Origin of the sequence: Planotetraspora silvatica (assembly GCF_016863315.1) — a bacterium.
Classification (GTDB): domain Bacteria; phylum Actinomycetota; class Actinomycetes; order Streptosporangiales; family Streptosporangiaceae; genus Planotetraspora; species Planotetraspora silvatica.
Map to the genome: position 1 here is coordinate 1 of NZ_BOOQ01000041.1, position 21,321 is coordinate 21,321.

Genomic DNA, 21,321 nt, shown 5'->3' on the forward strand with positions numbered 1-21,321 from the left:
TCGATGAGAAGGAGTGACGTCTCCCGTGTGAGTCGTCCACGGCGGCACCCCTTCCACTCACCTGTATCGAACACGTGTCTGAATAATCTCACACTGAGTAATCGTCTCGCTACAGATTTAGAACAGAAGTTCTAAGCCGCGAGCGAACGTATAAGTCTGCGGCGGTCGGTGCGAGCGGGTGCTCCAGGTGCGGCCGGGTTCATCGAGGAACTCAAGGTTTGTCATGAAAACAGATGGATAGGTTGGAAGGAACTGAAATAGGACCGTCTGGCCGAATTCGCCACATATGTGCGGAGGGCATCCGTCTGGCGAGTCGTGACCGTTCCGCCTTGTCGCCTTCATGCCGTGAAAGCTTCACGCGGTGAAGGCGCCGTGATCACATTGTGAATGCGTCGTGAAAATGCGGTGAAGGCATCGTGATCACACCGTGAAGGCGTGCCGTCCGTGGTGGGGGCCGCGGATGGCCCGGGAGGCGGCGGCAAGGCGAAGCCAGGGGCCGGACCGGCGACGCGCAGGCCGTACTGTCCAGCCGCGGCGACGCGCAGGCCGTACCGTCCTGCCCGATCTCCGAGAGGGGCTTCATGAAAACCGCCCCGAAACTCATCGCGGGGGTCTCGACCTTCCTCGACGACCGCATCGGCCCGGGGAGCTTCCTCAAGCGCAACCTGAGGAAGATCTTCCCCGACCACTGGTCGTTCCTGCTGGGCGAGATCGCGCTGTACTCGTTCATCATCCTGCTGCTGACCGGCACGTTCCTGACGTTCTGGTTCAGGCCGAGCATGGGCGAGGTGGCGTACTCGGGCTCCTACCAGCCTCTGGTGGGCGTGAGGATGTCCGAGGCCTACGCGTCGGCTCTGAACATCAGCTTCGACATCCGCGGAGGCCTGCTGATCCGGCAGATCCACCACTGGGCGGCGCTGATGTTCGTGGCGGGCATGACCGTGCACATGCTGCGGGTGTTCTTCACCGGCGCGTACCGTAAGCCGCGCGAACTGAACTGGCTCATCGGCCTCGGTCTGCTCACGCTGGCGCTGCTGGAGGGCCTGACCGGCTACTCCCTTCCCGACGACCTGCTCTCCGGCGCCGGTCTGCGGATCACGCAAGGCGTCATTCTGGGCATCCCCGTGGTCGGAACGTATTTGGCGTTCCTGCTCTTCGGCGGAGAGTTTCCCGGCCATGACATCATTCCGCGGTTCTTCACGATCCACATCCTGCTGATCCCGGGCATCCTGCTGGCGCTGATCTCAGCCCACCTGGTTCTCATGTGGGTGCAGAAGCACACGCAGATGCCGGGCACCGGCCGCACCGAGAAGAACGTGGTGGGCGGGCCCTTCTACCCGTCCTTCATGGCGAAGTCGGGCGCGTTCTTCCTGTTCACCTTCGCCGTCATCGCGCTCCTGGCGACCTTCGCCCAGATCAACCCGATCTGGCTGTTCGGTCCCTACACGCCGGCGGCCATCTCGGCGGGCAGCCAGCCCGACTTCTACATGGGATTCCTGGAGGGCTCGCTGCGGCTGATGCCCTCCTGGGAGATCAACTTCCTGGGTCACACGCTGTCGCTGAGCGTGCTGATCCCGGCGCTGTTGCCGATGGGGGTCATCCTGACGGGCCTGGCGCTGTATCCGTTCATCGAGCAGTGGGTGACCGGAGACCGGCGGGAGCACCACTTCGCCGACCGGCCGCGCGACAATCCCGTCCGCACGGGGATCGGCTTCGCGGGGATCACCTTCTACGGTCTCCTTTGGCTGCTCGGAGCGAACGACGAGATCTCGGCCAACTTCCACATCAGCCTGTACCTGACGACGATCTTCGGGCGCTTCGCGATCTTCATCGGTCCCGCGCTCGCCTTCATCGTCGCGTACCGGATCTGCATCGGCCTCCAGCGCAGGGACGCCGAGATGCTGTTCCACGGCGTGGAGTCCGGCGTCATCAAGCGCCTGCCGCACGGTGAGTACATCGAGGTCCACACTCCGGCGGCGCAGGACATCGCCGACCACATCCGGGGCAAGGAAGAGATCCCGATCATCGAGAGCGGAGCGGACGGCGGCATCCCGCCGAAGGAGACCCGCACCGCCATCGGACGGCTGCGCGCGAAGGTCAGCGAGGCCTACGGTACGGACCACGTCCCGCTCGAGGAGGGACACGGCCACGACGAGCACGCGGCCATCGGCACCGGCGACGACGTCCATGCCGATGCCGGAGAGCGCAAGCCGCTCACGAGGCGCAGACGACAACGCTCCGGCAGGCCCGGCGGCGGGGCCCGCTAGGCATCCCGGCCCCCCGATGTCCGCTAGGCATCCCGGGCCCCCGATGTCCGCTAGGCCCCCCGGGTCGCCCGATGCCCGGCACCCGTGCCGCCGAGTTCGGCGCCGCTTCTCCCTGACGGCGGGCCGCGTCGGTGTAAGTGATCCGCAAGCGCGGTTGTCAGGCGCCGTAATCACGCTGCAAGGAACGTGATCTATCTCTTGTCGTGCGGTCCCGGGAGCGTCGCGGGAGCCGGCCCCCTCACTTCAGGAGAATCACCATGCACCTCTTCACGCGCGCCCAGATCGGGGCCGAGGCAGGTAATCGCCGCATCGCCGTCCGCCTCGCCTCATTGACCGCCGCCGTCGGCGTCCTCGGCACCTCCCTCATGGGCTGCGGGGTCATCGGCCAGGTCACGAACGTGGTCGATTCCGCCAACACGCTGTCCACGTTCAGCGACAGGCTGGGCAAGTCGGCCGGCCTCACATTCACCGCCACGTACAAGTCCACCGACGGGGGCACGGTGACGCTGGTCCAGGAACCGCCGAAATGGGTGTTCATCGGCCCTGACGGCAGGTACATCTTCACGCCCGACCACATGCTGCTCTGCGCGGAGAACACCTGCACCCGCGCGCCGGCGACCGGCGACGCCGCCGATGCCGGAGCGCTGACGGCCGCGACCGGGCCCGGCTTCGTCACGCCGGAGCTGGCGCTCGGGGTCGTCGCGGCCGCCGCGGTGGTTCCCGGCGCCGACATCGAGAGCGAGGAGAAGGAGATCGCCGGTCAGGACTCGCTCTGTGCCACCGCCACAGGGCTGGAGGCGGCCGCGTCGCCGGGGGAGACCGACGCGCCGCGCGACTTCTCGGTGTGCGTCACGGACGCGGGCGTTCTCGCCTCCTTCACCGGCACGTTGACGAACGGAGAGAAGGCCGCGATCGAGCTGGTGAGCTTCACCGACGAGGCTGACCCCAAGGCGTTCGAAGCGCCCGAAGGCGCCGAGGTCGTCGACGCCGCGAGCCTCTCGGCCGGCTGAGCCGGTCTTGGAAGGACCTCGGGCGGCCGGACGCCGGCCTGTGGCACAGTGGTAGCCGTGTCGCGGCCATCGATATTCGAGTTCGCCGGCGGCGAGCAGGCGTTCCTCGCGCTCGCGGCCGCCCACCACGAGCGCTGCCTGCGGGACCCGGTGCTTAACCATCCGTTCTCGCATCCCGGTCACCCCCGGCACGTGGAGAGACTGGCGAGCTACTGGGCTGAAGTGTTCGGTGGTCCCACCCTCTACTCGCAGTCGTGCGGGGGGCACTCGGCGATGCTCGGCATCCACGCCGGCCAGGGCGCGGAACACGACCTGGGGGAACGCTTCGTCAGGTGCTTCGTGCAGGCGGCCGATGACGCGGGCCTGCCCGATGACCCCGACTTCCGGGCCGCTCTGCGGTCGTACATGGAGTGGGCCGTGGGAGAGGTGGTCTCGTACTCTCCGCGCGGTTCCCAGGTGGCTCCGAGCCTGCCCGTGCCCCGTTGGTCCTGGGAGGGCCTGGCCGACATTAAAACCGACACCAGAACCGACACCAGAACCGACACCGGCGCGGCCTCTCAGGTCGTGTCTGACACTCCCTAGCCGGTGCCGTCGGCGTCATCGATTCATGCTCCCGGGCTACCTGCCCACGGCGTATCCCTGGGCGCCGCGCGGGTTGGCCGCCGCGTGGAGGAATCCGCCCGGAGCCGCGTCCCGCGCGACCGCGCTCAGCCTGCCGAGCGACCACGGACCGAGCACCTCCACCTGGTGGCCGCGCCGCCGCAACTCGGCGACGAGTGCCGGATCGGCCCGCTCCTCGATGTGCAGGACACCGGGCAGCGAGCCGCGGGGGAAGAACGAGCTGGGGAAGTGCTCGGAGTGGAACATGGGGTCGTCGACGGCCTCTTGGAGGCCGAGCCCGCCGTGGACCACGGAGAGGAAGAAGTTCAGGCTCCACTGATCCTGCTGGTCCCCGCCGGGGGTGCCGAACGCCAGCCAGGGCCTGCCGTCCCGCAGGGCGAACGAGGGGGACAGGGTGGTACGCGGCCGGCTTCCCGGGCGCAGCGACGCGGGCAGCCCGTCCTGCAGCCAGAACATCTGGCCCCTCGTGCCCAGGCAGAACCCGAGCGAGGGGATCGTCGGTGAGCTCTGCAGCCAGCCGCCGCTGGGCGTGGCGGAGACCATGTTGCCGTGCCGGTCCACGACGTCCACGTGGCAGGTGTCGCCCCTGACCCGGCCGTCACCGCCCACGGTCGGTTCTCCCACACCAGCGGTCCCGCGTGTACGGGACACCCCCGGCGCGTGGCTGACCGTGCCCGGCCCGGGCAGGTCGGGGAGCCAGGGAACGCGGCCACCCGGGGCCCCCGGCCGCAACTCGTAGGACGCCTCCGCGCCCACCAGCGCGCGCCGCTCCGTGTTGTACGCCTCGCTCAGCAGGCCGGCCATCGGCACGTCGGCGAACTCCGGATCTCCGTACCACGCCTCTCTGTCGGCGAAGGCCAGCTTGGCGCACTCGATGACGGTGTGCACGTAGTCCGGGCCGAGGTGGCCCATCCCGCCCAGGTCGAACCCGGACAGCAGCGCGAGTTGCTGCAGGAAGACCGGCCCCTGACCCCACGGCCCCGTCTTGCACACGGTGTGGCCGTGGTAGTCGAAGGTCAGCGGCTCCTCCACGGACGCCGCCCAGCCCGCCAGGTCGTCGCCGGTGAGCAGACCCGAGTGCGGCTCTCCCGAGCTGTCGCGCCAGGCCTTGCCCGCACTGAAGTGGGCGATCTCCTCGGCGACGAAGCCCCGGTACCACGCGTCCCTGGCGGCGGCGATCTGCCCCTCCCGCGTGCCGGAGGCCTGTGCGGCCTCGGTCACCAGCCGCTGGTAGGTCGCGGCCAGAACCGGGTTGGTCAGCCGCGAGCCCGGCTCGGGCACCTGGCCGTGCGGCAGCCAGGTGGCGGCCGAGGTCGGCCAGTCCTCGGTGAACAGCCGCTCCACCGTGCCGATCGTCGCCGAGACGCGCTCCAGCACCGGGACGCCGTGCTCGGCGTAGGAGATGGCGGGTTCCAGCACGTCGGCCAGCGACCACGTGCCCCAGCGCTCCAGCATGAGCATCCACCCGCCGAAGGCGCCGGGCACGGTGGCGGCCAGCAGTCCGGTCCCGGGGACGACGTCCAGACCGAGATCGGTGAACCGCTCGATGGTCGCCTCCGCGGGTGCCACGCCCTGCCCGCAGACCACGAAGGGCCGCTGCTCGGCCTCGCTCCACAGCAGGATCGGCACCTCGCCGCCGGGTCCGTTGAGGTGCGGCTCGGCCACCTGGAGGACGAACCCCGCCGTCACGGCCGCGTCGAAGGCGTTGCCCCCGCGCTCCAGCACGCTCATCCCCGCCGCGGAGGCCAGCCAGTGCGTGCTTGCCACCATTCCGAAGTCGCCCGTCAGTTCGGGCCTTGTGGTGAACACCCAGTCTCTTCCTTCAGTAAACCGATCAGTACTCGAGCGCCCGCCCGGGGACGGCCGCGTCGGGCCGGCGTTCGGGCGTCACCAGGTGACAGGCGGCCGGGTGGTCGCCGCCCCGGGGGTCGGTCAGCGCCGGATCGACCGTACGGCAGTCGCCGAAGGCCAGCGGGCAGCGGGTGTGGAAACGGCAGCCCGCCGGAGGGTCCAGAGGGCTCGGGACGTCTCCGATGAGCACGATCCTGCGGCGTTCGCGTGCCCTGGCGGGGTCGGGCACGGGAGCCGCGGACAGCAACCCTGCGATCTTTCCATCGGCGCGCATCGACGGTGCGAATCTCTCGGGAGCGGTCCACGAACTGTCCGATTTGGCGCTCAGTGTTGCCGTATGACCTATTTGTCGAAACGATGGACGCCGACGGTCACACGACACAAGAGAGACACAAGGAGAGGTGAAGACGGTGGCGGACGCCAAGAAGCTTGATCAGGACGGGGTCGCGGAGTTCCTGGGACGGGTGGCCGCCGACAGTGCCGCCGCGTTCGCGGGACTGTCCACCTCGATCGGTGCCCGGCTCGGTCTGTACACGGCGCTGGCCGGGGCCGGACCCCTCACCTCGGAGGAAGTGGCCGAGCGCACCGGGCTCGTCGAGCGGTACGTGAGGGAGTGGCTGGCCGTCCAGGTGGCCGGCGAATACGTGCTCTACGACGCCGGGACGAGCACCTACCTGCTGCCGGACGAGCACGCGGCCGTACTGGCGGACCCCGGCGCCCCCACGTACCTGGTCGGCGCCTTCACGATGCTCAAGCCGCTGTACGCCACCGAAGACGCGTTGGTGGACGCCTACCGTACGGGCGAGGGCGTGGCCTGGCAGGAGCACGGGCCGGAACTGTACGAGGGGGTCGCCGCGTTCTTCCGTCCCGGCTACGCGGCGATGCTGGTGCGGGAGTGGCTGCCGGCGCTGGACGGCGTCGTGGAGAAGCTGGAAAGGGGGGCGTCGGTCGCCGACGTCGGGTGCGGCTTCGGCCACTCCACCCTGCTCATGGCACAGGCGTTCCCGAAGTCCCGCTTCCACGGATTCGACTTCCACGCTCCGTCCATCGAGGCCGCGCGCGGTGCGGCGCGGGAGCAGGGGCTGGGGGACAGGGTGACGTTCGACGTCGCCGCCACCACGGACTTCCCCGGCGGCGACTACGACCTGATCACCTTTTTCGACTGCCTGCACGACCTCGGCGATCCCGGCGCGGCCTTCCGCCACGCCGAGCGGGCGCTGGCCGCGGACGGCGGCTGCATGGTCGTCGAACCGAACGCCCCGGCCGATCCCCTGGATCTGATCAGCCCGATCGGCCGGTCCTTCGCGTCCACCTCCGCCGTGCTCTGCCTGCCTGTCGCGATGGCCCAGAAGGGCCCGCACGCGCTGGGCAACCACGCGGGCGAGGAGGTCATGAGGAGCATCGCCGGCGAAGCCGGACTGCACAGGTGGAGGCTCGCCACGGAAACCCTCACCAACCGCGTCTACGACGTCAGGCGATGACACTCCCTGAATGATGAGCCGGGCGCCCTGTCCGCGGGCGATCGCGAGGACGCCCTCAGCGAGCCTTGTGGATGAGAGACGTCGTCAGGGCGGCGGCGGCGGGGATGAGGGTGAGAGCCACCAGGAACACCACGCCGACCGGCCACAGGCCCTGGTCGTCCTCCCCGAGGTCCCTGATGATGGTGATCGCGAAATATATGAAGAACGGAGCGGCGGCGAGCAGGCCCCACAGGATCCCCGTCCGGGGGACGAACCATCCGGCCAGGCCGGCCAGGACCCCTAACCCCGCGAACGCGAGCAGCAGGTAGGGCGAGTCGAAGAAGTCGCGGGGGGCGTCGGGGGCGATTTCGGGGGCGGTGAGGACACAGACGGCCACCGCGACGGACCCCGCGATGACGAGGCCGAGCGCCCACACGAGGGCGGAACGGGGCATGGGACTCCTCGGCGCGAATACCTGCTGCTCAAGACTCATCCTGATCGACCATGGGCCTTTCCGGTTAGCGCGGAGATATCGTCATGATTGAGTAGATTGCGATGTCGGATCGGATGCCGTCCCGGTGAGCGCGTCCACTTCCCGGCGTGCCACGGCAGCCGCCGAGAGGTCGCCCGCCGCGGTGTAGGCGTCGGCGAGGCTGCTCAGCGCGCCCGCGAGGAAGTCCTGCCAGCCACGAGTGCGCCAGAGCCGCACAGACTCCTCCAGATGGGTGACCGCCTCGCCGAACCTGCCCTCTGCCAGGTCGACGTCGCCGAGCACCCAGAGCGCGTCGGCCCTGTGATGGGCCAGGTGATGGGAGCGGCTCAGCGCCTCGGCGGCCTCCGCCGCGGCCCTGGCCCGGGGGTCGCGGGCCACGCCGTAGAGCTTGGCCAGCGCCACCAGGCCCATCGCCTCCAGCAGCGGGTCGCGGAACTGGCGGTAGATGGCCAGCGCCTTGACCAGATATTCGAGACCGGCCTCGAACTCTCTCGCATGGGCGTGCGCGAGGCCGAGGAACTGCAGCGTCGTGGCCTCGAAGCGCGGGTTGCCCAGCTTCTCGGCCAGCGGCAGGGCTTTCAGCAGGTGGACGATGGCCATCCTGATCTCTCTGGGGCCGTACGTCACGGCCATGCAGACGTGTGCCCTGGCCTGGCCGCTCAGGTGGCCGCTGCCTTCCGCCAGGCGCAGCGCGATCTGCCCTGACCGAAGGCCCTGCGCCATGTCGCCCCTGGCCGCCTCCCCCCAGGCGCGCAGCACGTAGGCGTCGGCCAGGCCGCGATCCTCGCCCAACTCGGTGAACATGGCGATCAGCTGCTCGGCCCCGTCGTACTGCGCGGCCATGGCCCCGCCGGTCTCCATCCACGTGGTGGCGTGCGTGAGCCCTCGAAGGATCATCGCTTCGCCGAGCCTGTTGCCCGCCTTACGGCATGCCTCCAGGACGCGCTCGTGCAGGGCGCGCCAGTCGTCGAACTGGCCGCTTACATCGAAGTAGCGTTCCACGCAGCAGGCCGTATCCCATGCGACCTCGGTCAAGCCCATCGAGCAGGCTTGGCGGATCGACGCGATCAGCGCCGTCCGCTCGGTGTCGAACCACGCCATGGGGTCCCGCTCGGCCAAACCCGCCCAAGCGGCTCCGTCGGGGGAGTTCCAGCGAGGAGCGGTGCCGTGGATGATGGCGGAGGAGGTGCCCTGCACCCTCTCCGTGGCACGTTCTGCCAGCGTGAGCCAGGCCCCGAAAGCCCTGCCCAGTGCCGCGGAGACGGCCTCCGGCTCGTCTTCGAGTCCGTTGCGCTCGCGGGCGTACAGGCGGACGAGGTCGTGGAAGCGGTAGCGGGGCTGCCCCACCAGGTCCGTTCCGCTGACGAGCACGAGCTGCGTGTCCACCAGAGCCTCGACCAGCTCCTCTCCCGCGGCCACCGGCAGGTCGAGCAGCGCCCCGGCGACCCAGCCGGCGAATTCGGGCACGTCCAGCGAGCCGAGCAGCCGGAACGCCCTGCGCGTGACGTGGTCGAGACCGACGTAGCTGAGCGCCAGGCTGGCCCTGACCGCGAGATCGCCGGTGGCGAACTGGTCGAGGCGCCGCCGTTCGTCGGTGAGTTGCCCGGCCAGGCGGGTCAGCGACCAGTGCGGCCGCGCGGCGAGGCGGGCCCCCGCCACCCGGACGGCGAGCGGGATGTGGTCCGACAGCCGGACGATCTCGGCCGCCGCATCCGGCTCCGCCGCCACCCGGCCGGCCCCCGCGATCCTGGAGAGCAGTTGTACGGCCTGCTCGGGCAGGAGCACGGAGAGCTCGATCAGATTCGCGCCGGACAGCCCGTTCAGCCGGGACCTGCTGGTGACGATGACCGCGCAGCCGGGCGTGCCGGGGAGCAGCGGGCGGACCTGCTGCTCCGAGGCGGCGTTGTCGAGCACGATGAGCATCCGGCGTCCCGCCAGCAGGCTCCGGAAGAACGCGGCCCGTTCCTCCGTGGTCTCCGGCAGGGTGGAGCGCGGCGCGCCGAGCGCGGTGAGGAAGGCCGCGAGCACCTGGGAGGGGTCCGCGAGGGAGGCCTCGGCGCCGTGCAGGTTCGCATGGAGCTGGCCGTCGGGATAATGCCGCGCGACCTGATGGGCGGCGTGTACGGCGAGCGTGGTCTTGCCGACGCCGCCCATCCCCGTGATGACGCACACACGCACGGGCCCGGGGCCCGGGGGAGGCTCCTTGCCGAGGAGGTCCGTCAGCTGGGCCAGGTGGTCGTCCCTGCCGGTGAAGTCGGAGATGTCCGTCGGAAGCTGGGCGGGGGTGACATCACCTGACGAGACCGTGGAGGGGTCGACGGGGAGTGTGCCGGTGAGGATGGCCTGGTGCAGGTGGCGGAGCTCGGCACCGGGGTCCAGGCCGAGTTCGGCGGCGAACACCCGGCGGGCGTCCTGGTAGGTGGCCAGCGCCTCCGCCTGGCGTCCCGACCTGGCCAGGGCGAGCATGAGCTGCATGCGCGGCCGCTCTCTCAGCGGGTGCTCGGCGACGAGCCCGATCAGCTCGGCGATGCACGCGGCATGCATCCCGCGAGCCAGGTCCGCCTCGATCCGGTTCTCGAGCGCGGTGAGCCGTTCCTCTTCGAGGCGGTGGGCGTGCTCGCTGAGCCCGGTGGTGAGGTTCAGCCCCGCGTACGCGGGACCACGCCACAGTTCCAGCGACTCCCTGAGCAGCGCGGCGGCCCGCTCGTGGTCTCCGGCGGCGAGGGCGGTCCCGCCCTGTTCGGCGAGGGTCTCGAACCGGCCTGCGTCCAACTCGCCCGGATGGATGGACAGAACGTAACCGGTGCTGGTGCGCGTGATCCGGTCAGGGCCCAGCGTCCTGCGGAGTTGGTGCACGTAGAGCCGGAGGTTGTCCGTGGCGGTGCGTGGCGGCGACTGCCCCCACAGCGCCTCAATGAGGGTGGAAGGGGGCACGGCGCGTCCCATATGGCAGATGAGTTCGGCGAGCAGGGTGCGCTGCTTCCCCGCACCGAGGGGCAGAGGCTGGGCTTCGGCTGCGACGCGAAGCGGTCCTAGGACGGCGAACTCCATCGTGCTCCCGGACAGAACGATCACGCACAAACAAGATCGAAGCCGCCTTAATATGCACGATCGTTTTACTCCCGTCAACACTGGAGTCGGGCCGGGCCACCTGTGCGCCGGCGGGAGCCGTCCTGCGGCTCCCGCCGGTGCGGGTTTCAGCGGTTCAGCGGGAGGCCGCGGCTAGCCGATGTAGTGCACCGCGAGGTAGTACTTGTAGGCGATGCCCCTGCAGGTCCCCTTCCAGAAGTAGTGCGAGCAGACGCCGTAGTAGAGGACGTAGTAGAAGACGTTGTCGACCTCGCCCTTGCTGCGGACGTATCCCATGTTGCGCAGGGCCAGTCCGTAGTCGTGCATCATGCACGCCTGCCGGAAGTCGTACCCGAGTGGCTTGTCGGGGGAATGCGTGCAGTAGTCGTACTTGATTCCGCGGATCCACCATCCCGCCGGGGTCTTCGTCCAGTAGACCCAGCGCCAGCTGCCGTGATACCAGGCGTAGTTGACGCCACAGTGGCTGAACGCGAAGTCCCAGAAGTTCGAGCACCAGTACCACTTCTTGCCGTCCAGGTCGGCGTTGGAGGTGGGCGACTGGCCCGCGTAGTCGTAGGCGTTGGCGCTGCCGCCCGCCACCGGGTCGGTCTGGAGGAACCGTCCCAGCTTGGGCTGGTAGAGCCGGACACCCATGAGCATGGTGCCGTCAGGGGTGTCGGCGGCCCGCTCGGCCGCACCGTGCCAGCCGTACCTCGTCGTGGGCTGACCCGCGCGCGGGTTGCCGAACTCGTCGAAGTCCAGCGCCAGCGGGACTCCGCCGGCCAGGCTGTACACCACGTTGATGTCGTCGTGCAGGTTGGTGAGTTGCAGCTGCACGTCACCCGTCGCGGACGTCACCGCCGCCAGGCCACCCGAGATCGAGTGGACGTTCCTGGTCACGGCTCCTGATGCGGTGTTCTCCACCACCCACGCGGGCGTGTCGTCATCGGCGTCGAAGTGGTCGACCCGCGTTCCGACGTTGTTCCAGGCGCCGCCGGACAGCTGTGCGACCACGGTGGTGCTGCGGCGCAGTTGCGGGTCGAGCGTGTAGGACTGCCGCACCGAGCCGGAGGTCATCGACTTGACCAGGTCGGTGTTGTAGTACTCCGTCGCCAGCCCCGAAGGAGTGGCCGTGGTACGCCCGTAGGCGTCGTACACGTAGCCGGAGTCGGCCAGCCGGTCCCCGCCGTCGTAGACGTGGGTCTCGGTGACCGCACCCGAGCCGTCGCAGCGGCTGCTGGTCAGCGCGGTGCGGTTGGAGTCGGCGTCGTACCCGTAGGCCCGTCGAGCGCAGGTCCCGCTCACGGTGTCGTCCACCGAGCTGATCCTGCCCAGCTTGTCATAGCCGATCTGCTGGGCCGACAGTCCGTTGTGCGAGACCTGCTGGCCGTGGATCGACCAGGTCACCGAGTCGTCGACCAGCTTCACGCCGGCGGCGGTCTGGTAGCCGCGCCAGGTCGGCGCGCCTGACGGGTCCCTGGTGACGCTGTAGGAGACGCCGCCGGGAAGGTTCTCGTGGTTGACGCCGCCGTCCACGTCGTAGGTGGCGGTGAACGCGCCCGCGATCGAGTCGGTCATCGAGGTGAGCACGCCCCGGGGGTCGGCCCCGGTGTCGTAGACGTAGGTCACCGTGGACGGTGCGCCGTCCGTCTTCTTGGTCACCCGGTCGAGCGCGTCGTACTCGACCTTGGTCACACCGCCGTCGGCGTCGGTGTACGACACCTGGCGTCCCAGCACGTCGTACTCCCGGGTGATCGCCTTTCCGTCGGGTGTGCCGGTCTTCAGGGTGCGGCCGGCCGAGTCGTAGGTCGTGGTCGCCGTGGGCACCGCAGTGCCGACGCCACCGGTGACCGCGGTCTCCACGGTCCGTCCCGCCGCGTCGTACTCGGTGGTCGTGGTCCTGGTGACACCGTTCGCGGTCTCCGTGACCGCGGACACGAGGCCGCCCGGCTCGTAGGTGTAGACCTTGGCGACCAGTTCGGAGGGGTTGGAGCCGCTGTTGGAGATCGTGGTCTTCGCCTTCGTACGGCACAGCAGCCCGGCCCAATCGGCCCTGCCGCCACAGGTTCCGGTGCCGTCGGCGGTGTAGTACTCGGTGGTCGTCGTGCCGGCGTCGTCTCCCGACGACTTCGGCGTGGTGGTGCGGATCACCCTGCCTTCCGTGTCATAGCCGGTCGTCTTGGTGATCGCCAGGCCGCCGGGGTCGTCGACGGTCTTGGTGACGTTGCCGGAGGTCCAGTCGTAGTAGGTCTTGCCGACCCGGAGATCGGCGTCCGCCGTGCTGCCGGGCACCCAGGCGCCGGTGGTGACGGTGGTGACCAGGTTCGCCACCTTGGCGTCCGCCGGCCGTCCCTCGTCGAAGGTGTTGACCGTGTGCTTCCTGGCGGGGACCTGAACGCCGTTCAGCTGGATCAGGTGCAGCGGCCCGGACGAGGATTCCTCACGCTGCCCGTCGGCGCTGTACGTGGTCTCGTCGGAGAGCAGCCGGGCCCGCTCCGCGGTCGGGGTGTTGAGCAGGCCGAGCCGGGTCAGATCGTTCGCCGCGTTCGGCCCCTGACCCAGGGCGAGAGCCCGGTTGCCCGCGGAGAGCGAGAGCACGGTGTTGCCCTGCGCGTCGTACTGGCTGGTGGACACGCCACCACCCGGTTCCGCGCGGTTGACCACCTGTCCGGACGCGTTGAGGTAGGTGATCGTGGCACGGCCGTAGTCGGATCCGGCCAGGCCGCCGCGCCCCGTGTTGTTCGCGGGTACCTGGTCGGCCGGGAAGATCGCGGTCGCGTCGACGGGCGCGTCGCTCTGACCCCAGGCCGCCGTGGTCGCCCCGGCCAGGTTGTACGGCGAACCGCTCCCGCTGATCGGGACGTCGTACACGACCGAGGCGGTCGCCGTGCCGTTGGTCTCGCTCAGGGTTCCCGGACGGAGCGTCGGCCTGGACACGCTGAGCAGCATCCCGTCGGACGCGGTGTCGGAGTTGCCCGCCTTGCCGTAGGTGAAGGTCCACGGCAGCTCGCCGGGCGGGGTGTACCGGTTCACCCGGCCCCCGAGGTCGTAGTCGTAGCGGGTCTTGACCTCAGGAGTGTTGGGGTTCCACTGCTCGCGGAGGCGGCCCAGGTCGTCGTAGCGGTACTCGGCCAGACCCTGCGGAGCGCTTGCCCCGCCCTCCCAGAGGCTGATCTGCTTGACCTGGCCCGCCACGTCGCCGAGTTGCGCGCCCGCGGTCGTCGTGGCGGCGTAGGTGAACTTGATCAGCCGGCAGCCCTTGGGCAGGTTGGTGAGAACGTCCACGTCGCAGTCGGTCTGCGAGGAGACCGACCACGACGGGGCAATGATCTTGAGTGGTCTGGCCAGCGGCTTGCCGTCGGAGCCGGTCACCGACTCCCAGACGAAAACCGTGCTGCCCTTGCCGCTCGCCGGGTAGACGGCGCGGACCAGGTAGATCGTCCCTGAGGGGTCGACCTTGGCGAAGACCGTCCGCTCCGCGGAGTTGACGTCGGACAGGGTGTAGCGGTCCGTCGCCGAGTCGAAGGTCAGCGCCAGATTGGCGGCGTCGGGCTGGGGGGTGAAGGAGCCGTCGGTGTTCTTGGTGAACGCCACGGAGGCGCCGTCGCCGCTGAGCTCGACCGAGGTGGCCGAGGTGGGGCGGAGCTGTGCGAAGGTGCCCTGCCCCGTCGTGGCGAGTCCACCCGCGGTCCACTCGGTGCCGAAGATGGCCGCGACTCCCGGCAGCGACGAGCCCTTGCGTGGGTCGCGTGAGGAGAAGGAGCGCATGAGCCCGACGCCGAACACGCTTGCGTCCGTGGCCGCCATCTTGAAGTCACCGGTGAGCATGTTGACCAGGCCCGGCCCGACGGGCTGGGTGGTCGCGCCCTCCGCGTCGCGGTCGACGATCAGGTCGACGGACTGGGACGCCGCCGTTCCGGTCGAGGTCGCGAACTCGGCACGCACCTGGATCACGCCGTCGTCGGCGAGCGTGTGCGTGGTGTCCCAGACCAGGGCGGGGGAGACGCCCGACGCCATCGCCACCGGCCAGGTGATCGCCGCGCCGTCCGCCTTCTTCCGGACGTCCGCGGCGGGAACCTGGTGCCAGGTGTCGGTCTCACCGCGCCGGTAGGTGAAGGTGACCGCGGTCAGTCCCGGGCTGCCCGTCGCGGCCAGCACGGTCCGGTGAGCGCTCGACTGCCCGTCCTTCGGGGAGGTGACGGCCGATGTGCCGGCGTTGAAGGCGTACGTGGTGGCGGGCGACAGGTTGCCCGCCTTGTCCTTCACCCACGCCTTCAGGGTGTGCGGGCCGTCGCTGCCGGGGGTCCAGTTGAGCGCGTACGGCGCGCCGGAGTTCGCCACGGACTGCTGGGCGCCGCCGTCGAAGGACCAGAGCACCGCCGACACGTCGGTGCCGCCGGGCGTGATGGTGAACTTGCCCGCCTGGCCGGATCCCTTCGCCCACCCGTCCTCTGGGTAGTCGTCGGAGGAGACGGCGGGAGCGGGCGGAGGAGTGGCGTCCACGGTGAAGGTGAACCAACTCGACCACGCGCTGTAGTCGGTGCCGTCGAAGGAACGGACCCGCCAGTGATAGGCGGTGTTGGCGAGAGGCGTGCCCACCTTCCACGATCCGGTGGCGCCGGAGGAGATGTTCGAGACGGAGCCGCCGGTGACCTTGGTCACGTGGTCGGGAGTCCACACCTCGAAGTCGGCCCGCTGCGCCTGCGCGTCCGTGTCGCTGACCTTGGCGGACAGCGTCGGCTGGGGAGCGCTTACCAGGGCGGGACTGGCACACGTGGTGCATGGCGCGATCGCCAGGCTCGCGGGCGTCGCCGGGATCGTGTTGTAGGTGATGGAGATGCTCGGGTTGTTCTCGAACCGCTTCCAGTAGTAGTTGTCCGTCTCGCTGCCGGCCTTGACCATGAACGTGATGGACGTGCCGCCGGCGGTCACGGTGCTCTGCAGGGCGCTGGTCACGTCCCAGCCGACGACGGCCGCGGGGCAGGTCGAAGGGCCGCCGAGCCCGCTGGACGACCAGCCGTAGGCGACGTTCTTCGCGCCGATGGACAGGTTGGAGGCGGGCTGGTTGTTCCAGTTGGTGGAGGAGCCCACCGCGGCGGTTCTGTGCAGCTCGACGTTCCTGGCGGAGCAGGACCAGGCCCAGGTCTCCTTGATGTTGAACGTCGCGGAGATGATGTGCTTGCCCGTGCCCATCCCCGAGAAGCTCATGTTGAAGAACGAGCGCCGCTTGGCCGAGCCGGCGCTACTGGTGCCGGCCGTGGCGTCATTGGTTGAGTTGTAGTAGGCGCTGGTCGGATAGGCCGAGTCGACGTACGTCCAGCCCGACTTGGCGGCGGTGAAGCTCGGGTCGATCGTCACGGGGAAGACGGTGGCGGGGTCGGTGAGCAGGGCCGCGTCGGGGGTGACCTTCAGGGCGCCGGCCGAAAGCCGCACGTCCATCTTGCTGCGCTTACCCGTCGGCGCGCCGACGGCCGAGGTGGCGGGGTTGCGCGTCATCGCCTTTTCCGCGGTGGCGTCCCACATCTCCGCGGCCGAGGTGGTGAACACCGGGTCGTCCTTGGCGTTCACGATCGCGACGTTGCCGTGCTCGTCGGCCTTGATCCTGCCCTTCTTCAGGGAGGTGGCGAACGTCAGCGCCTTCAGCCGGGAATCGGCGGCCGCTTGGCGGGACTTGACCACGAGCTTCTCGGCGAACCCGTCGACATCCGCGGTCAGCACCAGGTCGACGCCGGGAAGCACCTCGGGGTAGGTGGCGGTCGCGCCGTTCAGCACCGGCTTGGGCAGAGCGCCGAGTGGCGAGTCCAGAGAGAACTCGGTGCCCTTCTCGGATGCGCGCACCAGTGGGCCCTGACCGCCGCCGGAGAAGCTGTAGGAGACGGACGAGGCCTTCGGAGCGATCGACCCGTCCGGGTTCGCGACCAGCGTCGCGTCCGCGGCGGCCCACTCATCGCCACGTTTCACCCGTACGGGGCGGTAGCGGTGCTCCTGAGTCACCGTGCCGTCGGGGTTGACGAAGTACTCGTCGGTCTCCGAGGTGAGTGACGCCACCTTGATCCGTTTGTCGCAGACCGCGGCGGCCAGCCTGGCGGAGATCTCGGTCGGCATCTCGTCGGGACAGGTCGTGGCCGGCGCCTGGGCCTTGGCCGGGACCGGCACCGCCCTCGCTGGGACCGGCACCACGGCAGTGGACACCAGCACCAGGGCTATGAGGGGCGGTAACGCGGTCAGCCGCCTTGATTTCTTCAACATCCTCTACCTCCGCACAACGTGAATACGCAGTCGGAAATCATGTTGATCAACGGCTGTATAGGTGCCGTATAGATGGCGTTAGGCCTATAGATGCGTTAGGTCGCCGATTGTGCGATTTGCGGGGATCCTCACGCATGAAGCGGAAGCGCACGGTCTCGGCCGAGATGGGCGCCGCCGGTCTTGAAAATCACCTGACGGCGCTCTAACAATGTGACATTGCACCAGCCGCAAACCGCACTGAGGAGAGCTCGGGATGACCACCTCCGCCAGGCCATGGCGCGGCGTCCACGTCGCGTCGGCGCTGCCCTTCAACGAGGACCTCTCCGTCGACCACACCGCGTTCGCCGAGCACGTGCGGTTCCTCGCCGCGGGCGGCTGCGACGGGGTGGTGCCCAACGGTTCCCTGGGCGAATACCAGACGCTCACCCCGGAGGAACGGGCACGCGTCGTCGAGACGGCCGTCGAGGCCGCCCCCGCCGGGTTCGGCGTGATGCCGGGCGTCGCCGCGTACGGCGCGCTGGAGTCCCGCCGCTGGGCCGAGCAGGCCGCCGCCGCCGGGGCCACGTCCGTCCTTCTGCTCCCGCCGAACTCCTACCGCGCCGGGAGGGAGGCCGTCGTCGAGCACTACCGAGAGGTGGCCAAGGCCGGACTGCCGATCGTCGCGTACAACAACCCCATCGACACCAAGGTCGACCTGACGCCGGGACTGCTCGCCGAACTCTTCCACGAGGGCCTGATCGTCGCCGTCAAGGAGTTCACCGGCGACGTCCGCAGGGCGTACGAGATCGCCGAACTGGCGCCCGGCCTCGACGTGCTGGTCGGCGCCGACGACGTGCTGCTCGAGTTGGGCATCGCCGGGGCCGTCGGCTGGATCGCCGGCTACCCGAACGCGTTCCCCGAGGCCACGTCCGCGCTGTACCGGCTGGTCACCTCCGACGACGCCGCGGACATCGCCACCGCGCTGCCGATCTACCGTGACCTGCACCCACTGCTGCGCTGGGACTCCAAGACCGAGTTCGTTCAGTCGATCAAATTGTCGATGGACGTCGCCGGCCGCAAGGGCGGTCCCTGCCGCCCGCCGCGCCTGCCGCTCCCGCCGGAACTGGTCGCCCGCATCATTGCCGACACCGAAGCCGTCCTCGCGAAGGGCTACAAGTGAGATCACGCCGCACCTTCCACGCCGTCGAGTCCCACACCGAGGGCATGCCCACGCGGGTCATCGTCGGCGGCATGGGGACGATTCCCGGCGAGACCATGGCCGAGCGCAGGCTGTGGTTCATGGACAACAGCGACGACGTCCGCACGCTGCTCATGTACGAACCGCGCGGGCACGCCGCGATGAGCGGCGCGATCCTGCAGCCGCCCACGCGTCCCGACGCCGACTACGGCGTGCTGTTCATCGAGGTCTCCGGCCTGCTGCCGATGTGCGGTCACGGCACGATCGGGGTCGCGACGGTCCTCGTCGAGACCGGGATGGTGCCCGTCGTCGAGCCGGTGACCACGATCAGGCTCGACACTCCCGCCGGGCTCGTCGTCGCGTCCGTCGCGGTCGAGGACGGCGCGGCGACGTCGGTCACCATCCAGAACGTGCCGTCGTTCTCGTACGCGCTGGACCGGAAGGTCGAGGTCCCCGGCTTCGGCGAGGTCGGCTACGACATGGCGTTCGGGGGGAACTTCTACGCGGTCGTCGAGCTGTCGGACCTGGGCCTGCCCTTCGACCGATCCCGCGCCGGCGACCTGCTGGCCGCCGGATTGAAGATCATGGACGCGGTGAACGAGCACGACCGGCCCGTCCACCCGGAGCGCGACGACATCAACGGCTGCCATCACGTCTATCTGAAGGCACCCGGCTCGACCGCCGAGTTGTCGCGGCACGCCATGGCCATCCACCCCGGCTGGTTCGACCGTTCACCGTGCGGCACGGGCACGAGCGCCCGGATGGCCCAGCTCCACGCGCGCGGAGAGCTGGGGATCGGTGCGGACTTCGTGAACGAGTCGTTCATCGGCACGCGCTTCACGGGACGACTGCTCGGCGAGACCACGGTCGGGTCGGTTCCCGCGGTGCTGCCGTCGATCACCGGCCGGGCATGGGTCACCGGAACCTCGCAGTTCCACCTCGACCCCACCGACCCGTTCCCCGCCGGTTTCCTGCTGTGAGTCCTGCCTCCGTTCCCGGCCTGCCGGACATCGGCCGGCGCGAGAACCTCCGCGACCGGATCAGGGACGCCCTGCGGGCCGCGATCATCTCCGGTGAACTGGAGCCCGGCGTGGTCTACTCGGCTCCCACGCTGGGCGCGCAGTTCGGCGTCTCGCCCACCCCCGTGCGGGAGGCCATGCTCGACCTGGTGAAGGAGGGCCTGGTCGTCGCGCACCCGAACAAGGGATTCCGGATCACCGAGGTGTCCGACGAGGATCTCGACAACCTCGCCGCCGTACGGCTGCTCATCGAACCGCCGACCGTTCGGGACGCCGTGACCGTGATACCGGCGGAGGACTTTCCCGGGCTGCGGACGCTGGCGCAGGCCATCGTCGACGCCGCCGAACGCGGCGACCTCGTCGGATACATCGAGGCCGACCACGTCTTCCACCTGACCTTGCTCGGCTACAGCCGCAACCGGTTCCTGCTGGAGGTCGTCTCCGGCCTGCGCGCCAAGACACGGTTGTTCGGCCTGGCCTCGCTGCTGCGCGGCGGCAGGCTGGGCGCCTCGGCCGCCGAGCATCACGAACTGCTGGACCTCATCGAGGCCCGCGACCCGGTCGGGGCCGAGATCCTCATGCACCGCCACGTCGGTCACGTGCGCGGGTTGTGGGCAGGTGCCGCCGCGGACGCCCCATGAGTGCGGACCTCGTCATCGTCGGGGCGGGCGTGGTGGGCGCGGCCAGTGCGTACTTCGCGTCGCTGGCCGGGCTGCGGGTGGTCGTCGTCGAGCGCGGCGCGCTCGCCGGAGGCACGTCCAGCGCGGGGGAGGGCAACCTGCTGGTCTCCGACAAGGAGGCCGGCCCCGAGCTCGACCTGGCGCTGTACTCGCAGCAGGTCTGGCGTGAGGACCTGGCGGAACACGCCGGTCTGTGGGAGTTCGAGGCCAAAGGCGGACTGGTCGTCGCAGGCTCGGAGCGCGGCCTCTCCTCGCTGCGCGAGCTCAGCGTCCACCAGCGCCGGTGCGGTGTCGAGGTCCGGGACGTCGCGCGGGACGAGTTGCACGATCACGAGCCGCACCTTTCCCGCGAGCTCGCCGGGGGCGCCTTCTACCCCCAGGACGCCCAGGTCCAGCCGATGCTGGTGGTCGCGCACCTGCTCCGCCTGGCCCGCGAATCAGGGGCGGAGGTGCGCACGCGCACCGAGGTCGTCGGGTTCCTGCGCGACGGCGACCGGGTCAAGGGCGTGCGGACCTCCGGCGGCGACATTCCGGCCGGTGCGGTGCTCAACGCGGCCGGCACGTGGGCCGGCGGCGTCGCCGACCTCGCCGGAGTGCACGTCCCCGTGCTGCCCCGCCGCGGCTTCATCCTGGTCACCCAGCCCATGCCGGTCCGGACGATCCGCCACAAGGTGTACGCCGCCGAGTACGTCGGGGATGTGGCCAGCTCGGACGCCGCCCTGCAGACCTCGCCCGTGGTCGAGGGAACCGGCGGCGGCACGATCCTCATAGGCTCGTCGCGCGAGCGCGTCGGTTTCGACCGTACGGTGTCCGTCACCGCGATCAGCGCCCTCGCCGCCAAGGCGATCGCGCTGTTCCCGATGTTGCGGGAGGTCCGCGCGATGCGCACCTATCTCGGCTTCCGTCCCTACTGTCCCGACCACCTGCCCGTCATCGGCCCGGATCCGCGCGCGCCCGGCCTCTGGCACGTCTGCGGGCACGAGGGCGCCGGCATCGGCCTGTCCGCAGGGACGGGCAAGCTGATCGCCCAGGCTCTCGCGGGGGACGAGCCCGGCCTGGATCTCGCGCCGTTCGCCCCCGGCAGATTCCCCGACGCCGAGGAGGTGCTCAGGTGACCTACCGGATGACCTTCCGCGGAGCCGCCGTCCCCGCAGAGCCCGGTCAGAGCGTCGGCGCGGCCCTGGTGGCGGCGGGGATCCTCGATTGGCGCACCACCCGCGGGAGCGGCAGACCCCGCGGCCTGTTCTGCGGCATCGGCGTCTGCTTCGACTGCCTGATCTCGGTCGACGGCGTGCCCGGCCAGCGTGCCTGCCTCGTCCCGGCCGGGGACGGCATGCACCTCGGCGACGACGCGCGCCATGAGACCGTCGGTCACGGGGAGGACGGCGGCCACGCCGGCGACGCGGGGGGACCGCGATGACGGGG

14 protein-coding genes are annotated in these 21,321 nt (G+C 69.8%); 9 read left to right on the forward strand and 5 right to left on the reverse strand.

Going from position 1 to position 21,321, the window contains the following annotated elements; genetic code table 11:
* Positions 1 to 581 precede the first annotated feature (581 nt).
* The 3 genes from qcrB to Psi02_RS28315 all read left to right on the forward strand — a co-directional run bounded on the left by qcrB (position 582) and on the right by Psi02_RS28315 (position 3,859).
* Positions 582 to 2,267 (forward strand): cytochrome bc1 complex cytochrome b subunit, encoded by a 1,686-nt coding sequence (gene qcrB / locus Psi02_RS28305; protein WP_203978896.1) that lies wholly within the window; start codon positions 582 to 584, stop codon positions 2,265 to 2,267.
* 257 nt (positions 2,268 to 2,524) lie between these two features.
* Positions 2,525 to 3,277: a hypothetical protein gene (locus Psi02_RS28310; protein ID WP_203978897.1), complete on the forward strand. Its 753-nt coding sequence runs from the start codon at positions 2,525 to 2,527 to the stop codon at positions 3,275 to 3,277.
* Between the two features lie 57 nt (positions 3,278 to 3,334).
* A complete protein-coding gene (locus Psi02_RS28315) occupies positions 3,335 to 3,859 on the forward strand; it encodes a group II truncated hemoglobin (protein WP_203978898.1) in 525 nt (174 codons plus the stop codon).
* Between the two features lie 36 nt (positions 3,860 to 3,895).
* Here Psi02_RS28315 and Psi02_RS28320 read toward each other — a convergent pair whose 3' ends face one another.
* Together Psi02_RS28320 and Psi02_RS28325 are read right to left on the reverse strand one after the other, a co-directional pair.
* Positions 3,896 to 5,668 carry a gamma-glutamyltransferase family protein gene (locus tag Psi02_RS28320; RefSeq protein WP_203979001.1) on the reverse strand — a complete coding sequence of 591 codons (1,773 nt, stop codon included), beginning with the start codon at positions 5,666 to 5,668 and terminating at the stop codon, positions 3,896 to 3,898.
* 64 nt (positions 5,669 to 5,732) lie between these two features.
* On the reverse strand, positions 5,733 to 6,023 hold the full coding sequence (locus Psi02_RS28325; protein WP_203978899.1) for an oligopeptide/dipeptide ABC transporter ATP-binding protein: 291 nt from the start codon (positions 6,021 to 6,023) through the stop codon (positions 5,733 to 5,735).
* A gap of 127 nt (positions 6,024 to 6,150) precedes the next feature.
* Here Psi02_RS28325 and Psi02_RS28330 point away from each other — a divergent pair, with 127 nt between their 5' ends.
* Entirely contained in the window at positions 6,151 to 7,230 is a 1,080-nt protein-coding gene (locus tag Psi02_RS28330; protein ID WP_203978900.1) for a class I SAM-dependent methyltransferase, read from the forward strand.
* A 55-nt stretch (positions 7,231 to 7,285) separates the two neighbouring features.
* On the opposite strand, the gene Psi02_RS28335 is transcribed toward Psi02_RS28330, so the two are convergent.
* The 3 genes from Psi02_RS28335 to Psi02_RS28345 all read right to left on the reverse strand — a co-directional run bounded on the left by Psi02_RS28335 (position 7,286) and on the right by Psi02_RS28345 (position 17,020).
* Complete coding sequence (locus Psi02_RS28335; protein WP_203978901.1) at positions 7,286 to 7,663, reverse strand: hypothetical protein; 378 nt, start codon at positions 7,661 to 7,663, stop codon at positions 7,286 to 7,288.
* Positions 7,664 to 7,744: 81 nt separating this feature from the next.
* Positions 7,745 to 10,777, reverse strand: coding sequence for an AfsR/SARP family transcriptional regulator (locus Psi02_RS40830; protein WP_275415285.1), 3,033 nt, complete (start codon positions 10,775 to 10,777; stop codon positions 7,745 to 7,747).
* Positions 10,778 to 10,924: 147 nt separating this feature from the next.
* Positions 10,925 to 17,020: a phospholipase A2 gene (locus Psi02_RS28345; RefSeq protein WP_203978902.1), complete on the reverse strand. Its 6,096-nt coding sequence runs from the start codon at positions 17,018 to 17,020 to the stop codon at positions 10,925 to 10,927.
* Positions 17,021 to 17,273: 253 nt separating this feature from the next.
* On the opposite strand from Psi02_RS28345, the gene Psi02_RS28350 reads away from it, so the two are divergent.
* The 5 genes from Psi02_RS28350 to Psi02_RS28370 are packed head-to-tail and all read left to right on the forward strand — an operon-like array spanning position 17,274 to position 21,316.
* Positions 17,274 to 18,179 carry a dihydrodipicolinate synthase family protein gene (locus Psi02_RS28350; RefSeq protein WP_203978903.1) on the forward strand — a complete coding sequence of 302 codons (906 nt, stop codon included), beginning with the start codon at positions 17,274 to 17,276 and terminating at the stop codon, positions 18,177 to 18,179.
* A complete protein-coding gene (locus tag Psi02_RS28355; protein WP_203978904.1) occupies positions 18,176 to 19,177 on the forward strand; it encodes a proline racemase family protein in 1,002 nt (333 codons plus the stop codon). The genes Psi02_RS28350 and Psi02_RS28355 overlap by 4 nt, the downstream gene beginning before the upstream one ends.
* A complete protein-coding gene (locus Psi02_RS28360) occupies positions 19,174 to 19,857 on the forward strand; it encodes a GntR family transcriptional regulator (protein ID WP_239095226.1) in 684 nt (227 codons plus the stop codon). The genes Psi02_RS28355 and Psi02_RS28360 overlap by 4 nt, the downstream gene beginning before the upstream one ends.
* Positions 19,854 to 21,011, forward strand: a complete 1,158-nt coding sequence (locus tag Psi02_RS28365; protein WP_203978906.1) for an NAD(P)/FAD-dependent oxidoreductase — start codon at positions 19,854 to 19,856, stop codon at positions 21,009 to 21,011. The genes Psi02_RS28360 and Psi02_RS28365 overlap by 4 nt, the downstream gene beginning before the upstream one ends.
* Positions 21,008 to 21,316, forward strand: a complete 309-nt coding sequence (locus tag Psi02_RS28370) for a (2Fe-2S)-binding protein (protein WP_239095227.1) — start codon at positions 21,008 to 21,010, stop codon at positions 21,314 to 21,316. The genes Psi02_RS28365 and Psi02_RS28370 overlap by 4 nt, the downstream gene beginning before the upstream one ends.
* The last annotated feature ends 5 nt before the right edge of the window (positions 21,317 to 21,321 follow it).